Annotated in this window: 10 protein-coding genes and 1 pseudogene; 7 read left to right on the forward strand and 4 right to left on the reverse strand. The window is 33.7% G+C overall.

Translation table 11 applies throughout. From position 1 onward, the window contains the following. Window positions 1–221 precede the first annotated feature (221 nt). A pseudogene (gene ftsY / locus ERCILAFE3058_RS00560) lies at window positions 222–1,151 on the forward strand (signal recognition particle-docking protein FtsY); the annotation flags it as partial. Window positions 1,152–1,988: 837 nt separating this feature from the next. On the opposite strand, the gene bamB reads toward ftsY, so the two are convergent. Both bamB and ERCILAFE3058_RS00570 read right to left on the reverse strand, forming a co-directional pair. Continuing rightward, window positions 1,989–3,182, reverse strand: a complete 1,194-nt coding sequence (bamB, locus tag ERCILAFE3058_RS00565) for an outer membrane protein assembly factor BamB (protein WP_157989556.1) — start codon at window positions 3,180–3,182, stop codon at window positions 1,989–1,991. Between the two features lie 350 nt (window positions 3,183–3,532). Further along, on the reverse strand, window positions 3,533–4,159 hold the full coding sequence (locus ERCILAFE3058_RS00570) for a Fe-Mn family superoxide dismutase (protein WP_157989557.1): 627 nt from the start codon (window positions 4,157–4,159) through the stop codon (window positions 3,533–3,535). A 1,492-nt stretch (window positions 4,160–5,651) separates the two neighbouring features. Between ERCILAFE3058_RS00570 and ppa the strand changes: the two genes are divergently transcribed. Next, window positions 5,652–6,206 carry an inorganic diphosphatase gene (gene ppa, locus ERCILAFE3058_RS00575; RefSeq protein ID WP_157989558.1) on the forward strand — a complete coding sequence of 185 codons (555 nt, stop codon included), beginning with the start codon at window positions 5,652–5,654 and terminating at the stop codon, window positions 6,204–6,206. A gap of 863 nt (window positions 6,207–7,069) precedes the next feature. After that, window positions 7,070–7,411 carry an HIT domain-containing protein gene (locus tag ERCILAFE3058_RS00580; RefSeq protein ID WP_157989559.1) on the forward strand — a complete coding sequence of 114 codons (342 nt, stop codon included), beginning with the start codon at window positions 7,070–7,072 and terminating at the stop codon, window positions 7,409–7,411. A 708-nt stretch (window positions 7,412–8,119) separates the two neighbouring features. Here the strand turns inward: ERCILAFE3058_RS00580 and pta are convergent. Then, window positions 8,120–10,258: a phosphate acetyltransferase gene (gene pta, locus ERCILAFE3058_RS00585; protein ID WP_157990041.1), complete on the reverse strand. Its 2,139-nt coding sequence runs from the start codon at window positions 10,256–10,258 to the stop codon at window positions 8,120–8,122. A gap of 234 nt (window positions 10,259–10,492) precedes the next feature. Further along, a complete protein-coding gene (locus tag ERCILAFE3058_RS00590; RefSeq protein ID WP_157989560.1) occupies window positions 10,493–11,701 on the reverse strand; it encodes an acetate kinase in 1,209 nt (402 codons plus the stop codon). An 823-nt stretch (window positions 11,702–12,524) separates the two neighbouring features. On the opposite strand from ERCILAFE3058_RS00590, the gene mutY reads away from it, so the two are divergent. From mutY to rnt, 4 genes are all read left to right on the forward strand, one after another. Next, window positions 12,525–13,619 carry an A/G-specific adenine glycosylase gene (gene mutY / locus ERCILAFE3058_RS00595; protein WP_157990042.1) on the forward strand — a complete coding sequence of 365 codons (1,095 nt, stop codon included), beginning with the start codon at window positions 12,525–12,527 and terminating at the stop codon, window positions 13,617–13,619. Beyond that, window positions 13,616–13,846, forward strand: coding sequence for an oxidative damage protection protein (locus ERCILAFE3058_RS00600; protein ID WP_157989561.1), 231 nt, complete (start codon window positions 13,616–13,618; stop codon window positions 13,844–13,846). Before mutY ends, ERCILAFE3058_RS00600 begins: the two co-directional genes overlap by 4 nt. 85 nt (window positions 13,847–13,931) lie before the next feature. Further along, complete coding sequence (gene mltC, locus ERCILAFE3058_RS00605; RefSeq protein ID WP_157989562.1) at window positions 13,932–15,011, forward strand: membrane-bound lytic murein transglycosylase MltC; 1,080 nt, start codon at window positions 13,932–13,934, stop codon at window positions 15,009–15,011. Between the two features lie 1,484 nt (window positions 15,012–16,495). Next, window positions 16,496–17,131, forward strand: coding sequence for a ribonuclease T (gene rnt / locus ERCILAFE3058_RS00610; RefSeq protein WP_157989563.1), 636 nt, complete (start codon window positions 16,496–16,498; stop codon window positions 17,129–17,131). Window positions 17,132–17,320: the final 189 nt, after the last annotated feature.

Consider the following 17,320-nt stretch of genomic DNA (forward strand, 5'->3'; position numbering starts at 1 on the left):
TTTTACAATACATACAGGAGAGATAGATGATTAGTATAATTTTCGCAGATTATTTCCTAAGAGATAATATAAATAGATAAAGATCAATAGTGTAACGTATATATACGATAAGAATATATCTTTATGTATTAGAAAAAATTACATTATTCTTTTCGTATTCGTTTGGAATAATATTCTTGATAGATCTATATCATATGAGCAGAAAGGGGCGTATTACTATCAAAAATAGATTTTTAAATCATCTCAAGATTCGCTTAGAGCGGACACGTCATTATTTTGGTTTAGGATTAAGTCATTTACTCCGCGGCAGAACAATTGATAGCAATCTTTTTAATGCACTTGAGGAGCAGCTTTTGCTTGCTGATATTGGAGTCAAGACCACTGATCACATTTTAAGCAATTTAAAGACTCAAGTGAGTGATAAAAAACTGGATAATGTGGAATTATTGTATCATCAGTTAAAAATTAATTTATCTCAAATTCTTTCTCAAGTAGAGAAAAATCTGGACGTGTCAGGAAAATTACCATTTGTCATGTTAATGATAGGCGTGAATGGCGCTGGTAAAACCACTACTATTGGAAAGTTAGCGTATCAATTTAAAAATGCAGGTAAATCAGTGATGCTGGCTGCAGGAGATACATTTCGAGCCGGGGCTATTGAGCAACTACAAATATGGGGGTCATGTAATAATATTCCTGTGATCTCACATAAAAATGGCGCAGATGCTTCAGCCGTCATTTTTGATGCGATGCAAGCTGCTAAAAAAAATAAGATAGATGTTTTGATTGCAGATACATCTGGTCGTCTGCAGAATAAAGCGCATTTGATGGCTGAGATAAAAAAAATTATCCGTATTATAAAAAAACAAGATGCTACGGCACCGCATGAGGTGATGCTAACTATTGATTCTAGTACCGGACAAAATGCTATAAGCCAAACTAAACTTTTTCATGAGGCTGTGTGTGTCAGTGGTATTACAGTCACAAAATTAGATAGTACAGCTAAGGGTGGTGTGATTTTTTCTCTAGCAGATCAATTTGACATTCCTATCCGCTATATTACGTGTGGTGAAGCTATAGAAGATTTACGTGTTTTTCAGGTTAAAAATTTTATAGAAGCACTGTTTGCGCGAGAAGATGATCTATTATAATAATATCGGTAAAATAAGCATGCTGGAAAAGTAGCATGCCATGTAAACGTAGTCATACTAGACTAGTATTATATAGACGACAATATTACTAAATATCTCATTTTTTATATTAGCCTCTATATGAGTGCCTACGGATAGGGGTTGTGTTTTGAGTCATGCGTACAGTATATTAAAATATATATCAGTCATTTAGAAATTGACATCCAAAATGTATTAATTGGTATATTTTTCTACACGTTATATCTCTCTTAGAGAGAAATACATCAAGATGGATAAATTTTAAAATAGAAAACAGGTTTATACTTAGAGAAATATTTTCTAAAACAAGTCATACATCCATATATAACCTTCGAGACACATCTAATAATACATGATGCATAATCAAAAATTGTACTTTGCGGATAATTAACGCAAGTTATTAAGTCTTTTTATTTTTATTGTCCTCTATTAAACTATAAATTATGGTATATTCAATATAACTATAGTAAAAATATTGGCTATGAGAGGGGTATAGTTTTTATAAATAATCAAATATTTTTAAAACTCTTCAATGCTCATAGTGAGGATGTATACGCCGCTGACTAGTATGTCTACATTAAATATAGACATCACACACAAAAAATAATAAACAGTGTATTCAATGCATAAAACATCTTAACAGAGATGATAAGATCACTATTAGCTATCACTTGTCAATTGTGAATGATGTTTGCAAAATGTGCATGAGAGTAATTGACAGGAACGCAAGTGATAGCTATAGATTTTCAGACCACCTCAAAGGCAATATCAATATAGTAGAAGATATTTGACATGGTATGTATTGTATATTTGGAAATACTATTCATTCATAATCGCATGAATTTGATTACTTTTTGACTGAATCATAAGTAAAAAGTTATTATTGGTGATTATTGGTTGAGTTGCAAAACCTGTAGGATCTATTTGTTTTTGAAAAACTACTCGACCACTATCAGGATTAATCCAATATATATATCCTTTTTGATCACCCACCACTACATGATTAGAGTATAATGCTGGTGGTGTAAGATGTCGGTGCAGTAAATAACTCTGACGCCAAATATTAGTACCATTTTTAATATTTATCGCCATTAATCTGTCCTCCTTATCTACAAGGAATATACGATCTATATCTAGAACCATACCATGTACCGATCCAATGTCGCGCTGCCATAGAATGCGACCTGATTGTAAGTCGAGTGCCGTTAAATCACCGTTATATGCTATAGCATATACGATGCCATTCATTACTAAAGGAGTGGTATCTATATCAGATAATCGATTAACGCCAGTAGTAGTGCTTCTTTTTTTAGTAATGCTCTGTTGCCATATCAGTTTTCCTTGATTGCTCATCACTGCACTTACATTACCGTTATCTCCTCCTATAACAGCGGTACCGTATGAAATAGCGGGAGAAGATTGTCCCCTAAGATTAAATTCTGATACATCAAGATTAAGCGACCATGTTACAACACCATTAAACTGATTAAGACCTTGTAACATACCATTACTGGTATGCACTAAAACTATGTTATCACTAACTACTGGGCAAGATAATACCTCACCCATTACATTAGTTTGCCAGATAATAGAACCATCCCTAATATTAAGAGCAAAAACTTTAGCATTTTCAGTGCCAAGATAAAGAGCATGATCATGAATGGTTAGCCCGCCAGATAGTAATGCGGGCATTTTATTAGAAAATAAACCCGCGCGTTCTGCGAGATTAATTTTCCATTTCTCTTTTCCATCAATAACATTTAGTGCTGTAACGATTCCACTTGGGTCAGCAGCATAAACAGTATTATTAGAGGCTACTGGCTGCAATGTTGAATCAGAATGTGGCTCGCCATCCCCAACTGTTTTACTCCAAATTTTTACGGGTGCCAATTGATTTTGTATAGTTGAAAGCATTGACTTTTTGTTAAAATGATCTGTGTTACTAATCCACGAACATCCGCTGAGTAGCGTGAGTAGTGTTAGATTTGTGAGAAGTATTTTATGAAATACCATTAAAGTCCTCATTTGTAATATGTGTAGCAGGGTGCTAAAGGTCAGCATAGACTTCTTCTTATACTTTACGCTGCTGTAGTAATACTGTTTTATTAAATTTACATATCATAAAAACACTAGAATATTCAATGTTTTTCCATGTGAGTATTCTCAACAGTATTATAGAGGTATGCCACAAGATCAGTGGATACCCCTATTGGTTATTGTTAACGATCGCCACTATTAAAATATCAAGCATTCGTAATTGCCGTGTTGTATGAGTATACGATAATGATGAGTTGTAATAGTATGTATATACTTGGCGGGATTTATTAACCCCTGGCAGTATAAGTGATATATACTGCATCTATCTAGATGCATGATTGGTTTTCTAAAAAATTCACGGTGGCTTGATCCCAATTTACTATATTCCAAAAAGCTCTAATATAGTTCAGGCGCTGGTTTTTATACTGTAAATAGTAAGCATGTTCCCAGACATCTAGGCATAAGATAGGTGTACCAGATACACCAGAGATGGACTCTCCCATCAGCGGACTATCTTGATTAGCAGTAGAAACCACTGCTAATTTATTATTTTTCTGAACTAACCAGGACCACCCAGAGCCAAAACAAGAAGATGCTATTGTTTCAAAAGTATGTTTAAATTTTTCAATACTGCCAAAATCTTTTTCAATTGCTTGCTTTAACTTACCCTGTAAACAGGTATTGGGTTTTAAAATTTTCCAAAAGAAGCTGTGATTAGCGTGTCCTCCTGCGTTATTACGTAATAATTGTTTTTTGTTATTCGGTAGTTTCTCTAGTCTAGAAATGAGAGTTTCCACTTTGAGATCTGTAAAATCAGTACCCTCTAAAGCTATATTAGCTTTATCTATATAAGTTTGATGATGTTTGGTATGATGTAATATCATGGTTTGCTTATCAAAATATGGTTCTAATGCATCATATTCATAAGGTAAAGATGGTAGTTTATAGCTCATCGTCTAATTCCAGTATAGTGAGAAAGTGTGATATGAATAGATATGAGTACTCTAATAATTATCACAATAAGAAATATTTTGTAACCAAAAATCCCATAAGTAATGAGGGATGTTCATATTATAGCAATTTTATTTGTAATAAGACATAAATTCTAGTAGTCACAAAATTTTAATTCATCAGAGTATCTAACATGTAGGTTTCATGTATGGTATGTCTTAAAATACTATTATATGTATGTGCATTGCATATAGAGAGATTACAAGGGGATAATATGGATCTTTGAACATATTAAGAATAGTATTAGAAATCTGCAAATGATCACTGGTTCGATCAAAAAATGTATATTGTCTTCCTTGTACGCATTGGTAATGTTATTTTTATCTAGGTTATCTGTTTGTCTGTCATATCCACTTAATTCTTACTGATTTATAACTATAATAACGTCACTGAGGCAATAGTAGTATTTGTCATTTATATACATATATTTTCTACTTTTGTAGACTTTGATGCATTTACATCATTTTTATTATGCTGTACATAATACATATTATTGAGTAATAGTACGCTCCGTTTGATCACGATTTGTAGTTCTTGTGTGATGTTGTACGAAAATATGGCACTGTTATTAGCAAATTACATGTCATATGAATGAGTGTTTATATTTTTATCTTTTTTGGTTAATGTGTTTATATCGCATATGCTTTAATTAGTCTGTATCCGATAGATCGGTAGTGGTGTTGAAGAGGGATGTAATTGAGCGATGTATGCGTATTCTTGTGATATCTGCGTGTATTTATTAATGCTATTTCTATAAAATATGACCTGCTTCATCCCTATAACGTCGCTAGAAGCGTATCGGTTTCGTCAGGTACAACTCTATAATCGTAAAATTTTATTAGGATGCAAAAGAACTATCTACAAAAAGTTTTGATAGATATCTGGGTGTTATCATGAAGATTATTAAAGTTGTCAGAGTACTTATGCTGCTATCAAATGTTAATGTCAATTATACGATATTGGAAGATATCTAAAATAATTTTAGGTGTGGTAATTTTGGTATGTGACATAATATTGATACAATCTCAATATCCTCGGAGCTATATGTTTGGATGTTCAGAAAATATCCAGTACATCAGAGAATAAAAAGAGATATAGTATGCTGAGCGATCATAATCCGTATCTCCCATGAGAGATTTCTCCCTGAAAATACATGATGTTTATTATATGCATATCAGCAATTGTATGACACCAGATGATACTTAATCGTCTTTACTACACCTCATATAGCTTCAGGAAATATATTAATCGTTAATCACGTCATCTGTAATATATCATTGCACTAATATAATCTAACCTCATATATTTATCTGTTCGTTTAATTAAAATAGGAATATTTTTTCTATAAAATGTCAGTGCATAGCATCAGTAGACATACATAAATTATAGATCCTTGAAAGAAGTCGAGACATTTTAGATTGAAAAGGAAAAACCATGAGCCTTAAATATGTGCCAACTGGATATCATGTACCGGATGATATTTATGTTATTATAGAGATTCCATCTTATTCGCATCCAATAAAATATGAAGTGGATAAAGAGACTGGGGTATTATTTGTAGATAGATTTATAGCAACTACTATGTTTTATCCTTGTAATTATGGTTATATGAATAAGACTTTATCTGAAGATGGAGATCCACTAGATGCTCTTGTTCCAACGCCGTATCCATTACGACCTGGTGTGGTCATCCGCTGTCGTCCTGTTGGTTTAATTAAAATGACTGATGAGTCAGGGCCAGATGCTAAGATTATTGCTGTTCCAGTAACACAAGTGACGCAAGAGTATGAGGCTATTAGAGATATACAGGATCTGCCCATGTTACTACGTAGTCAAATACAACATTTCTTTGAGCAATACAAAGTATTGGAAAAAGGAAAATGGGTCGAAGTAAGTAGTTGGGAGGGCGCTGTCTCTGCTAAAGAGGAAATCATTTCTTGCAGCAGACGATTTCAAGAGGGTAAGGTGGTAGATGGTAATGCAACATAATTATTTGTCTGTACGGAGTGAAGACATATTCTTGTAGTAAGTGATGTTATTCTGTGTCGGAATATATAGGCCTTATGGCTTAATACATAAGTATCTAGTTTGGTATTTATTAATACTGTCTAGACAGGTAATATGGAGCAGATGTAACATCATTATGTTGGAACAGTAGAGATAGATTATTGATAAACGTACTAATCCTCTAGATCTTAACGATTTAATCTATACGCATATCATTATCAATCAAATATATCTTTAACATTTTTATCGATATTGCATTCTTACCTGTCTGTATAAAATCAATGCAACTTTTGTTGTATTTAGCCACAATCTAGATTAGATAAATCGCATTTCTATTATAATGATTTTGATATATGATTTTTCTGTGATGTTTATATGATCTGATCTTACGATATTTGTTGTATGATATTTACTATTTATGTCGTGGTAGCATGCATCATGTATAGATTGATAAAGGAGGCATGAATTAATCGAAGATAGTATTATTAGTTTCTTGAATGTAATACGCTATAGCTTTTATTAATTCATATAGACATTCGCGCTTCCATAAGATGGAGGTCTAGTACATCAACATAATTCCATTTCTCCTATTATTTTTGACTTTGTATAATATATTTTCACATGAAGAATTATTTTTGCTCTTAGAATATTGGCCGGTTTGTACCGTACATGCAATCCTTGGAATATAGAAGATATATTTCTGGCATTCTGTGTATTAACACAATGTGTATTAGGCGTAAATGAAAATCTAAAATATAAAATAATTTTATGATTTTATAATCATAAGCATATAAATAACTTTATTTAAACAGAATTGCGATATCATTAGATTACAGGAGTGTAAGGTGTCTGTAGAAACTATTTTTAGCAAAATTATTCGTCATGAAATTGCAGCGGATATTCTATATCAGGATAAATTAGTTACAGCATTTCGTGATATCTCTCCCTGCGCTCCTACACATGTCTTAATTGTACCGAATGTTTTAATTCCAACCCTCAATGACATTTCTTCTCGTCATGAATCTATTTTAGGTCACATGATTTTAATAGCAGCAAAAATTGCTAAAGATGAGGGAGTATCAGCAGATGGATATCGTTTAGTTATAAATTGTAATAAAAATGCCGGACAAGAGATATATCATCTCCATGTGCATTTGCTGGGTGGTTTACTTTTGAGACCCATCTAGTCTATTACTATAGCATATATTACAAAAATTGGCTTGTATGCACTCTTTTTCTAGCTAATAAATAGGAGAAACATTTACTATACTCAGGTAAGAATCGGTAATATGAAAGATAAAAATTTTCTTTGAAATGATGATATTAGTACTTGTGTGTACAAAATAGGTATTGAAACCTGCTTTTTCAGAGAGGGGTAAGTATTATTCTTGCTTTAAACGTATAAAGTGCTGTGAAAACATGTTGATAATATACGGATGTGGTCTTTTTTATACGCTTTATAAGAGAATAGAATAACAGGAGTTACATGGTTAGTTAGAAACACCAATTATAAGAATGTAATAGGTGTGCGTGGTAAGTTTAGTATTCTTTTATAGTGACGTGAGTCTATGTAAAATTATTGTGATAAATATTGAAAGAATTTCTTTTTTCTTTTTGTCAATAGACAATTTTATCCTGATGTCATTTAGGATAAATGTTGTGTGAGTGTTACGACATACCATGGAGGGGTATTTAAATATTAGCATTAGTATGCTAGTGCCAATAGAGTAAATAGTTTATGAAAATATCCCTGCCGAAGTAGAATGCAACTAGTTATACAGTTATACGATATATCGTGCTTATATCACTGCAATGATATACAGATACGATCTGTAATCATCGCATAGTGAGTGTTAGTGCATAAAGTTTTGATTAAAAAGAACATGCTCATGATTTTATTCCAATTTCGATGCTTGGATGGCTGTAAGAGCAATAGTATACAAAATATCCTTAACGAGTGCCCCTCTTGACAGGTCGTTTACTGGTTTGCGCATGCCTTGTAGCATGGGTCCAATAGAATTGATGTTTGCTGCGCGTTGAACTGCTTTATAGGTAGTATTACCTGTATTCAGGTCTGGAAACACAAATACGGTAGCTTTTCCTGCTACAGGTGAGTATGGTGCCTTAGATTTTGCTACATCCATCATAATCGCTGCGTCATATTGTAAGGGTCCATCTATTAATAGATCCGGACGCTTTGCGCAAGCGATACGAGTTGCTTCTTTAATTTTATCAATATCTTTTCCAGACCCCGAGTCACCAGTAGAATAGGAAATCATTGCTACACGTGGTTCGATACCAAATGCTAGTGCAGAATCGGCAGATTGTATAGCAATTTCCGCTAGTTCTTGTGCATTAGGGTTTGTGTTTATAGCGCAGTCACTATATACCAAGACTTGCTGAGGCAAAAGCATAAAGAAAACTGAAGATACTAACAAGTTATTCTGTGCTGTTTTAATGAGTTGTAATGCTGGTCGAATAGTATTTGCAGTAGTATTTCTGACTCCAGAAACGAGGCCGTCTACTTCACCGCGCTCAAGGATCATTGTAGCTAGTATTGTATTATCTTCTAGCTGTTTTTGGGCTATGCAGGTAGTCATGCCTTTATGCTTTCTTAGCTCTACTAAACGGTGTATATAGTTTTCACGTATATCAATTGGTTCGAGGATTTGAACACTAGTTCCAAGTGTGATATCTAGTTCTGACGCGACATTTTGAATTTTTTCTTTATTCCCTAATAGTATACAGGTAGCCATGCCGCGTTCAGCAGCTATGGAGGCTGCTTGAATGATGCGGGGTTCATCTCCTTCTGGAAGTATAATACGTTTGCCAGCCAGGCGAGAGGCCTGAGTTAATTGATATCTGAATGCCGCTGGGGAGATGTTATTTATTTTGTTAGAAGATTGCTGTAAGGATGTAATCCATGCAGTAGAAATATGACGAGCTACATTGGTGGTGTGTGTATTACAATTATTTTGCATGCCATGTGTAGATTTTTCTCGGATAAATTTCTGTAAATTCTGTGCTGTTTGCAAGGTATCAGTCATCACTTGAAATATCGGTAAACCAGTTGGAAAAGCTCTTTTGCATAACTGTAAAATAGTGAGGGAAATGGCATAGTTACCTGTTAATATAATGCCAGAAATTTCTGTATCTTCTGTTGCCGCTAAGTATGCTGTTAGAAATAAATCTAGACGTTCAGCAGATATAACTAGTAATGACCCTGCTGGTAAATGCTCTATAATTTTTGTTAGATCTTGTGAGCAAAATATTATTGCGGTAATACGTCGAGAGTCACCATTTTGAATAGCAGTTGCATTTAAGTAATGGAAGATGTCTATGGAGAGAGGGCTTAGTAATTCTACACTCCATGGTATATATCCTAAAATTGGCAATTTGCTTGTAGTGATTAAGTTTTGTATATCTATATTGGATGGAGATTGATGATTAAAGTACTTAAAAGTATGGGATGTGTTTTGATAAAAATGTGTGATATTTTTGAAGCGATAATCTATGCAATTAATGATAATACCGGCAATGTTTGTGTGATCCTCTAGACTAGCATATATGAGTGCTGTTTTTTCTTGAATTTGAGATAAGGACTCATCACTTTTTATTGTTGTGACAAAGACTATTTCAGCATTAAGTGTATTTGCCATTTCTTGGTTTAGACGTAAAGCCCATGGGCGAGAATCATTAACGCTAAGACCCTCGACCAGTATAATCGTATCTTCATCAGTATTATCACTATAATGCGCAACAATCTCTTCCATAAGAATATCAATCTGATCAGATTGCAGCAGGGTTTTGACGCGGCTCATTGGAATAGCAAAATCTGGTATAATTTTATGCAATGAATATTTCGCTGTATCTTTTGGAAGACTTTCCTGTGCGGCGTTACACGCTATTGAAGAAATGGGGGTAAAAATACACAACTGCATTCCTGTATTTTTTGCTGCAATTGCAATCCCAGATAAAATATTTATAAGACTTATGTCAGTATCTGTTGGAATAAAAATAATAGCACGTCGCACAGTTAATTTCTCCATTAAATCTTTCTTAAGTTTTATAGAACAGTATAAGAAGCTCTCTTAATACTTTTAATCTATCTCTAAATAGAGGGCCCCTTAAAAATGTCAAGCTTAATGATTTTATCGTATTCAGTGATGCTATCGAGATAATTTATACGTTTTATCTTACCCTATAAAGATATGATGCCACATATACTATATGACCCTCTTTGTGGTCAGTGTCAATAAATAAAAGCATTATCCTATTAGTCGCATGGTATCTTGAGCAATCAACAATTCCTCTTTGGTCGGTAATACAAGAATAGGGAGACTATTTTCTTGATTTATAAAACCAGAATGACCAAATCGAGTGGATACGTTACGGTCATAGTCTACTCTAATGCCAAGGAGGCTAAGCTTATTGAGCGTTAACTGACGTACCATATAAGAATTTTCTCCAATGCCCCCAGTAAAAGTAATGGCATCTATATGGCCTTCCATGAGTGCCGTATAGGATGCAATATATTTTGCTAGTCGGTGACAATATACATCCATAGCGCGTTTAGCGTTAGCGTTACATGTATAGTTTTCCTCTAGATAACGACAATCGCTACTTACTTCAGTTAGCCCGAGTAGGCCAGATTTTTGAGTAAGCATATGATTGATAGCATCTATATTCATTCCTAGTTTGTCGTGTAGGAAAAATATAATCGATGGGTCAATATCCCCACTACGAGTACCCATCACTAGACCTTCAAGTGGTGTCAGTCCCATAGAGGTATCTACGCATTGACCGTTAAGAATAGCAGCAATTGAGCTACCGTTACCCAGGTGGCAAGTAATAATATGAAGTTCAGATGCTGGTTTTTTTAGAATTTTAGCTGTTTCTTGAGTAATATATCTGTGACTAGTGCCATGAGCACCATAACGGCGAATGCCGTGCTCTTTATACATATAATACGGTAATGCGTAGAGATAAGACTCTTCCGGCATTGTTTGATGAAATGCTGTATCGAATACCGCAACATTTTTGTGAGATAAATGTGGGAAATGTGTGAGTGCTTCATTGATACCCACTATATGTGCTGGGTTATGCAAAGGGGCAAATGATGAGGCGTTGTGAATATCTTGAATTAATGTGTTATTAATCACAGAGGACTTTGTCAGATTTCGCCCTCCGTGAACAACGCGGTGTCCTATGGCGGTAATTTTTTCTGATAGTGCAGGTTTTGAGGCTAGAATTGTGTTTACAATAAAGCTTAATGCCTCCTTATGTGCTGCACCAGATCCTAGGTGTGATTCATTTGTCATATCAATTTCATTGAATATCCAATGAATACGAGCGTTTTCGAGGTGGAAGCATTCAGCTATACCAGAAAGATATTCCTGTCCATCATGGGGATCAAGAATAGAAAATTTTAAGGAAGAGCTTCCGCAATTTAAAACTAATACGACATTTTTAGACATAGAAGAGCCTATATTTTATCAGTGGAGATCGTTTACACTGTATATAACAATAGTTATTCATTGCTTATTACTCGTGTGGTGAGCACACAGGATGATTATTTACTGATACTAAATATATGTATTTTTGTGACCTTATAAATAATTTTAGTACATATTATATTTGAATTACACTTTAATTTGTTGCGTGAATTTTAATCGGTGCTTGTATTTCAGTACTTGATGTTAGTGACCCTATGATGTATACAGACATTACTTGTGGCTGATAACTATCTTACAAGAAACATTTTGTGTGTTAGGTTTAATTAACAAATGATAGCATGAAGTAAGAGGATTTTATTCAGATAATAATATAAGCATGTCAATTCTGATGTATCATCATGATTTGTCTTGACTGTATATGGGGAACGTAATGTATTATTTTGTATAAAATATTTTCTGCTACGAGAAGATTGATATTTGTAGAGACGTGTATTTATTGGAGCTTATATATATGTATTAAGGCATGCATTATATGAATAATGTAGCATTGCTAGCATTGGCATATTAAAATATGCTGTACATAGCATGCTCATAATATTGGTAATCAATGAGGAAGTAGGTCCTCACAAGAGGATGGCAGCGATATCGAATGTGGTTGATTCAGATTTTCTATGGGATAGTAGGGTTTTAATAAGAAGTATGTGAAGCCAGATGACTTTTTTATTACACGAGCTAGAAGCTTTATCATAAGCACATGATTTTGTATTTTTTTGAGATTATTGGCCGGTACTAACTTGCTTGATAGACATTATCGGATACTGAAAAGGAAGTCGGGATATAAATGATTCAGGAGTTGCATTTCTCACAACAAGTCCTCAGTTGGTATCAGAAGAACGGTCGCCACAATCTTCCGTGGCAGATCGATAAGACACCATATAAAGTTTGGTTATCTGAGGTAATGCTACAACAGACTACAGTCACAACTGTGATACCTTACTTTATACGCTTTATAGCATATTTTCCAGATATTTCACATGTAGCACAAGCATCATTAGATGAAGTATTATACTTGTGGTCTGGTCTTGGTTATTATGCACGTGCGCGCAATTTACATAAGGCAGCAAAGATTATATTTGAGGAGCATACCGGGACATTCCCGCAAACTTTTATCGAAATAATTAAGCTACCTGGTATCGGGCGTTCTACTGCTGGAGCCATTCTCTCATTGGCATTAGGGAAACATTTTCCAATTTTAGATGTTAATGTAAAGCGAGTTCTTTCGCGTTTTTATGGTGTTGTAGACTCACCTAATAAACGAGAGGTAGAAAAACGTTTGTGGTGTATTAGTGAGGCAGTTACTCCAGTTAATAATGTTGGAGAGTTTAATCAAGCTATAATGGATATAGGGTCTTTTCTTTGTACTTCTTTCAGTCCAAAATGTACTATTTGCCCATTACGGATAGATTGTCATGTTCGGAAATGTAATATTGTAGAATTATTACCTGTAAAACCAGTGAGAAAAAAAATACCGCGTCGTACTATTTGGCTACTTCTCATACAACGAGGAGAGGAGATATGGTTAAATAAAAGACCACCATGTGGTTTGTGGGGTGGTTTGTTCTCTTTTCCTGAATACAATACTGAGGCTGAGCTACGCCTTGCTTTGGATAGGCATGCACTTCTTAATGAGAATTACACGCACTACATGGAAGTTATCCAACATACTTTTAGTCATTTTCATTTGGAAATGATGCCTATACGCCTATGTTTACCAACATTTTGCGTGAAAATAAATTATGGCGCAGGTTGTTGGTATAATTTATTTAAGCCTCCAATGATAGGGATACCTGCTCCAATAGATTTTTTATTAAAAAAAGTACGTTTATTAAAGAATCATATGTGTAGTATAGATAATATAAAAATGGATGAGACATTATGAGTCGTATTATTTTTTGTACGTTTTTAAAACGCTATTCCCTAGGTCAGAGTTATCAATTATATCCTGGTGACATAGGTAAGCGAATTTTTAATGAGATCTCGCAAGAGGCATGGATGGAATGGATGGGAGTACAGACAATGCTAATCAATGAAAGAAAACTCAATATGTTAGATATTGAACACCGAAAATTGATAGAAGAAGAGATGATGAAGTTTTTATTTAAATAGCGTACACTGAAGCTCATAGGATGTATTACAGAAAAAGCTGCATCAGTTTTTACAAAGTTTTTGGTGCACATAGATTTTCCTAAATATGAATAATAATCTAATTTTTTTGTGTCTTATTTGTCCTGTACTCACGTCTTGTTCTCATGAGACACATAATACTTTGCACGACGAGTTGATCAAAGATACCAATGCTTTTGATATCTTAATGGAGCAATTTGCTTATAATATTGACAATATATGGGGTATTAAGGAAGTGCTGATTGCTGGACCAAAAGACTATATTAAATATAGTGATCAGTATCATACTCGTAGTCATATTAACTTTTCAGATGGTCGTATTACTGTATCAACAATAGATAATACTAATCCTATAGCCAGTTTAAAGAAAGCTATTATTGGTATTCTTCTTATTGGCGATGACCCTTATGATCTAAACATTGATTATAATAGTACAAAAACTTCACTTAATCCAGAACCACTTTTATATGGACAGGTATTAACTAATACCGGACAGCCTATTATTCATCAGGATGATGCAGCTCATTACGCTGATTATGTAGTGAAGTATCGAAGACATTATCGATATTCAGGTTCGCATATAATCTGGTCAGTGACGATTCCGATGACTGCTAACCATCTTGATCAGCGTGCACATAAATATTTACCTATTGTAAAAAAAGCTTCAGAGAGATACGGTATTGCTCAGTCTTTAATTCTAGCCATCATGGAAACTGAATCTAGTTTTAATCCATATTCTGTTAGTCATTCTAATGCCGTAGGATTAATGCAGGTTGTACAGAATACTGCTGGATTAGATGTATTTCGCATGCAAGGTAAACACGGTCAACCAAGTCGTAGATACTTGCTGGATCCAGAAAAGAATATCGATGTTGGGACAGCATATCTTGCGCTTTTACAAAATAACTATTTTGCTGATATTAAGAATCCCATTTCACGTATTTATGCAGTGATTACCGCTTATCATGGTGGTGCAGGCAGTGTACTGAGGGTGTTTTCTGGCAAAAAAGATCGTGCTCTATCGATAATCAATAAACTCTCTTCTTCAGAGGTATATAAGATGCTAATAGACACACATCCCACACCTGAGTCACGTCGATACTTATATAAAGTTCATCACGCACAAAAATCTTTTAATCGTTATTAACGGGTATCATGTCTAATTTTAACAGATAGATAATCTATATTTACATGACAGTGCTGTGTTTATATGCGTTAACTATGTATAGTTTTCTGTGAGATATCATATGAATAAAATTGCATAATTTTTTTACTGAACCATATACAGCATAGTATGGTTTTAGTAGTCAAGTATTGTATGCGTTTACACTACAGATGATATAATCATTTTATATTCTTAGTATTATTTTTATATAGATATATAGAAGTCAGAATTATGGAACATCGTATATGCTAATAATATCATACTATTTTAATATATATGTGACAATAGTGCATACAAGAATGCTCAAGATAAGGGTGTTCTTGTGATATTTTAAATAAATTTGTCCGGAAATATATTAGTTCTGTATTAAGGTATCTATGATTGATATGCAAATAGCATCATAAGTGACAGTTTAAAATGTATATCGTTATAGAACATTTATTACATGCGGCGATTATTATTTATCTTGTTATCGCATCATATTTTTCGAATATATTTTATATATGCATATATTAGTTCAAATATGGATGATAAGCGTGAACACTGTATTCTACGCTTAAAGCTACTCTTATGTGAACTAACACCATAAATGTTACAAAATATCAGATCGTGTTACTTCAAGCACTCAAGAATGTATAAAGACGTTATTTGTAACACATCTCCCGTTTTTTATTCTAAATGCAGAGTGTATATTTAGGTGAGAGTAAAGCTATAAACATAAGGCATGATGCATATCGGCCTCAGAAATCATGTTATATTATTATGATATAATGCAAGAAGATAAGAGGTCTTCATAGCAATGAAGTCTTCTATCATTGATGTTAATCTGTAACAGATAGCATATGTATTACTATAATAGGTAGAATAACATCTTATAAAAATAATTTTACGTCATTATATTAATTCAAAGTGAAAATAGTTTCTGATATTTTAATTTTATAATTTATATGTACATATAATTATCGACATCACAAATCGGTGTATGATACTTATTATCATTAATGTTTTGTTATCTTTATTTTTTATTTTGTGCTCATAATAGTTTCCATAGCATACGTGTATTGTACATTGTTATTTTTGCATTAAATATATGATATTAGTTTTTATGATATACTTAGCGATCAGTAGTACAACTAATTTACACAGTAAAAGATGATACCTGTAATGTCATAGAACGTTTCTATAACGGAAATAATATTAAGAAGTTATCAGTTGTGATAGATTTTATGAAAATATTATTAATATGACTTTGTGTGTTTTTTTTAATATGGTTATATAATTATTTCTTGATTATTTTATTGTATCGTAATATCACCATAAAGTGATACAACGCATATAAGATAAATGTTAGATGTGGTGTACATTATCGAACATACAGTTAGATAGAATGTTTTAGTGTGCGATATCCAATATTAACGCTTTCTATAAATGTATACTTCTTTTTTCGAACATGAGATTTCTAATGAATGCATGATTTAAATCAGTCGAATATACTTCTAAGTAGTCGTTTCCGTGGTTTTTATCCGGTGGTGATTGATATTGAGACAGCAGGTTTTGATGCTAAAACTAATGCTTTATTGGAGATTGCGGCCATTACGCTAAAAATGGATAGTCATGGTTGGTTGGGAAAAGATGCTATTTTACACTTCCATGTCAAGCCGTTTCCTGGATTAACACTACATCCTGAAGCACTAGCGTTTAATGGTATTGATCCAGGGAATCCTCTACGTGGTGCAGTTTGTGAATCAGACGCTTTGCATGCTATTTTTACATTAGTCCGTCAGGGGTTACATAAGAGCGGATGCAATAGGGCTATTCTTGTGGCACATAATGCAACATTTGATCTGAGTTTTATGAATGCTGCTGTGGCACGTTCAAATCTTAAACGTAATCCTTTCCATCCTTTTGTTACGTTTGACACTGCAGCTTTAAGCGGGCTAGTACTTGGTCAAACTGTACTTGCCAAAGCATGCACTACAGCTGGTATATCATTTGATAATAGTCAGGCGCATTCCGCATTATATGACACTATTCAAACCGCAGAGTTATTTTGTGAACTCGTAAATCGTTGGAAACGTCTTGGTGGTTGGCCATTGACTTAAAATATCTAGGTATAAATAAAAGAAATAGTGATGTTGCATTTTCAATGTATGGTCGTGCGTATATTCAATGATAATAGAAACTAAGGGCCACTGTTTTATGAAAAGCAGTTTGTAGGTAAAAATGGATTAATTTTGAGAGCGTTTCATTTTATATAGACAAGATCCGCAGAGAGCATTAATAGCATTGAG

It is taken from the genome of Candidatus Erwinia haradaeae, from assembly GCF_900698955.1.
Classification (GTDB): domain Bacteria; phylum Pseudomonadota; class Gammaproteobacteria; order Enterobacterales; family Enterobacteriaceae; genus Erwinia_E; species Erwinia_E haradaeae_G.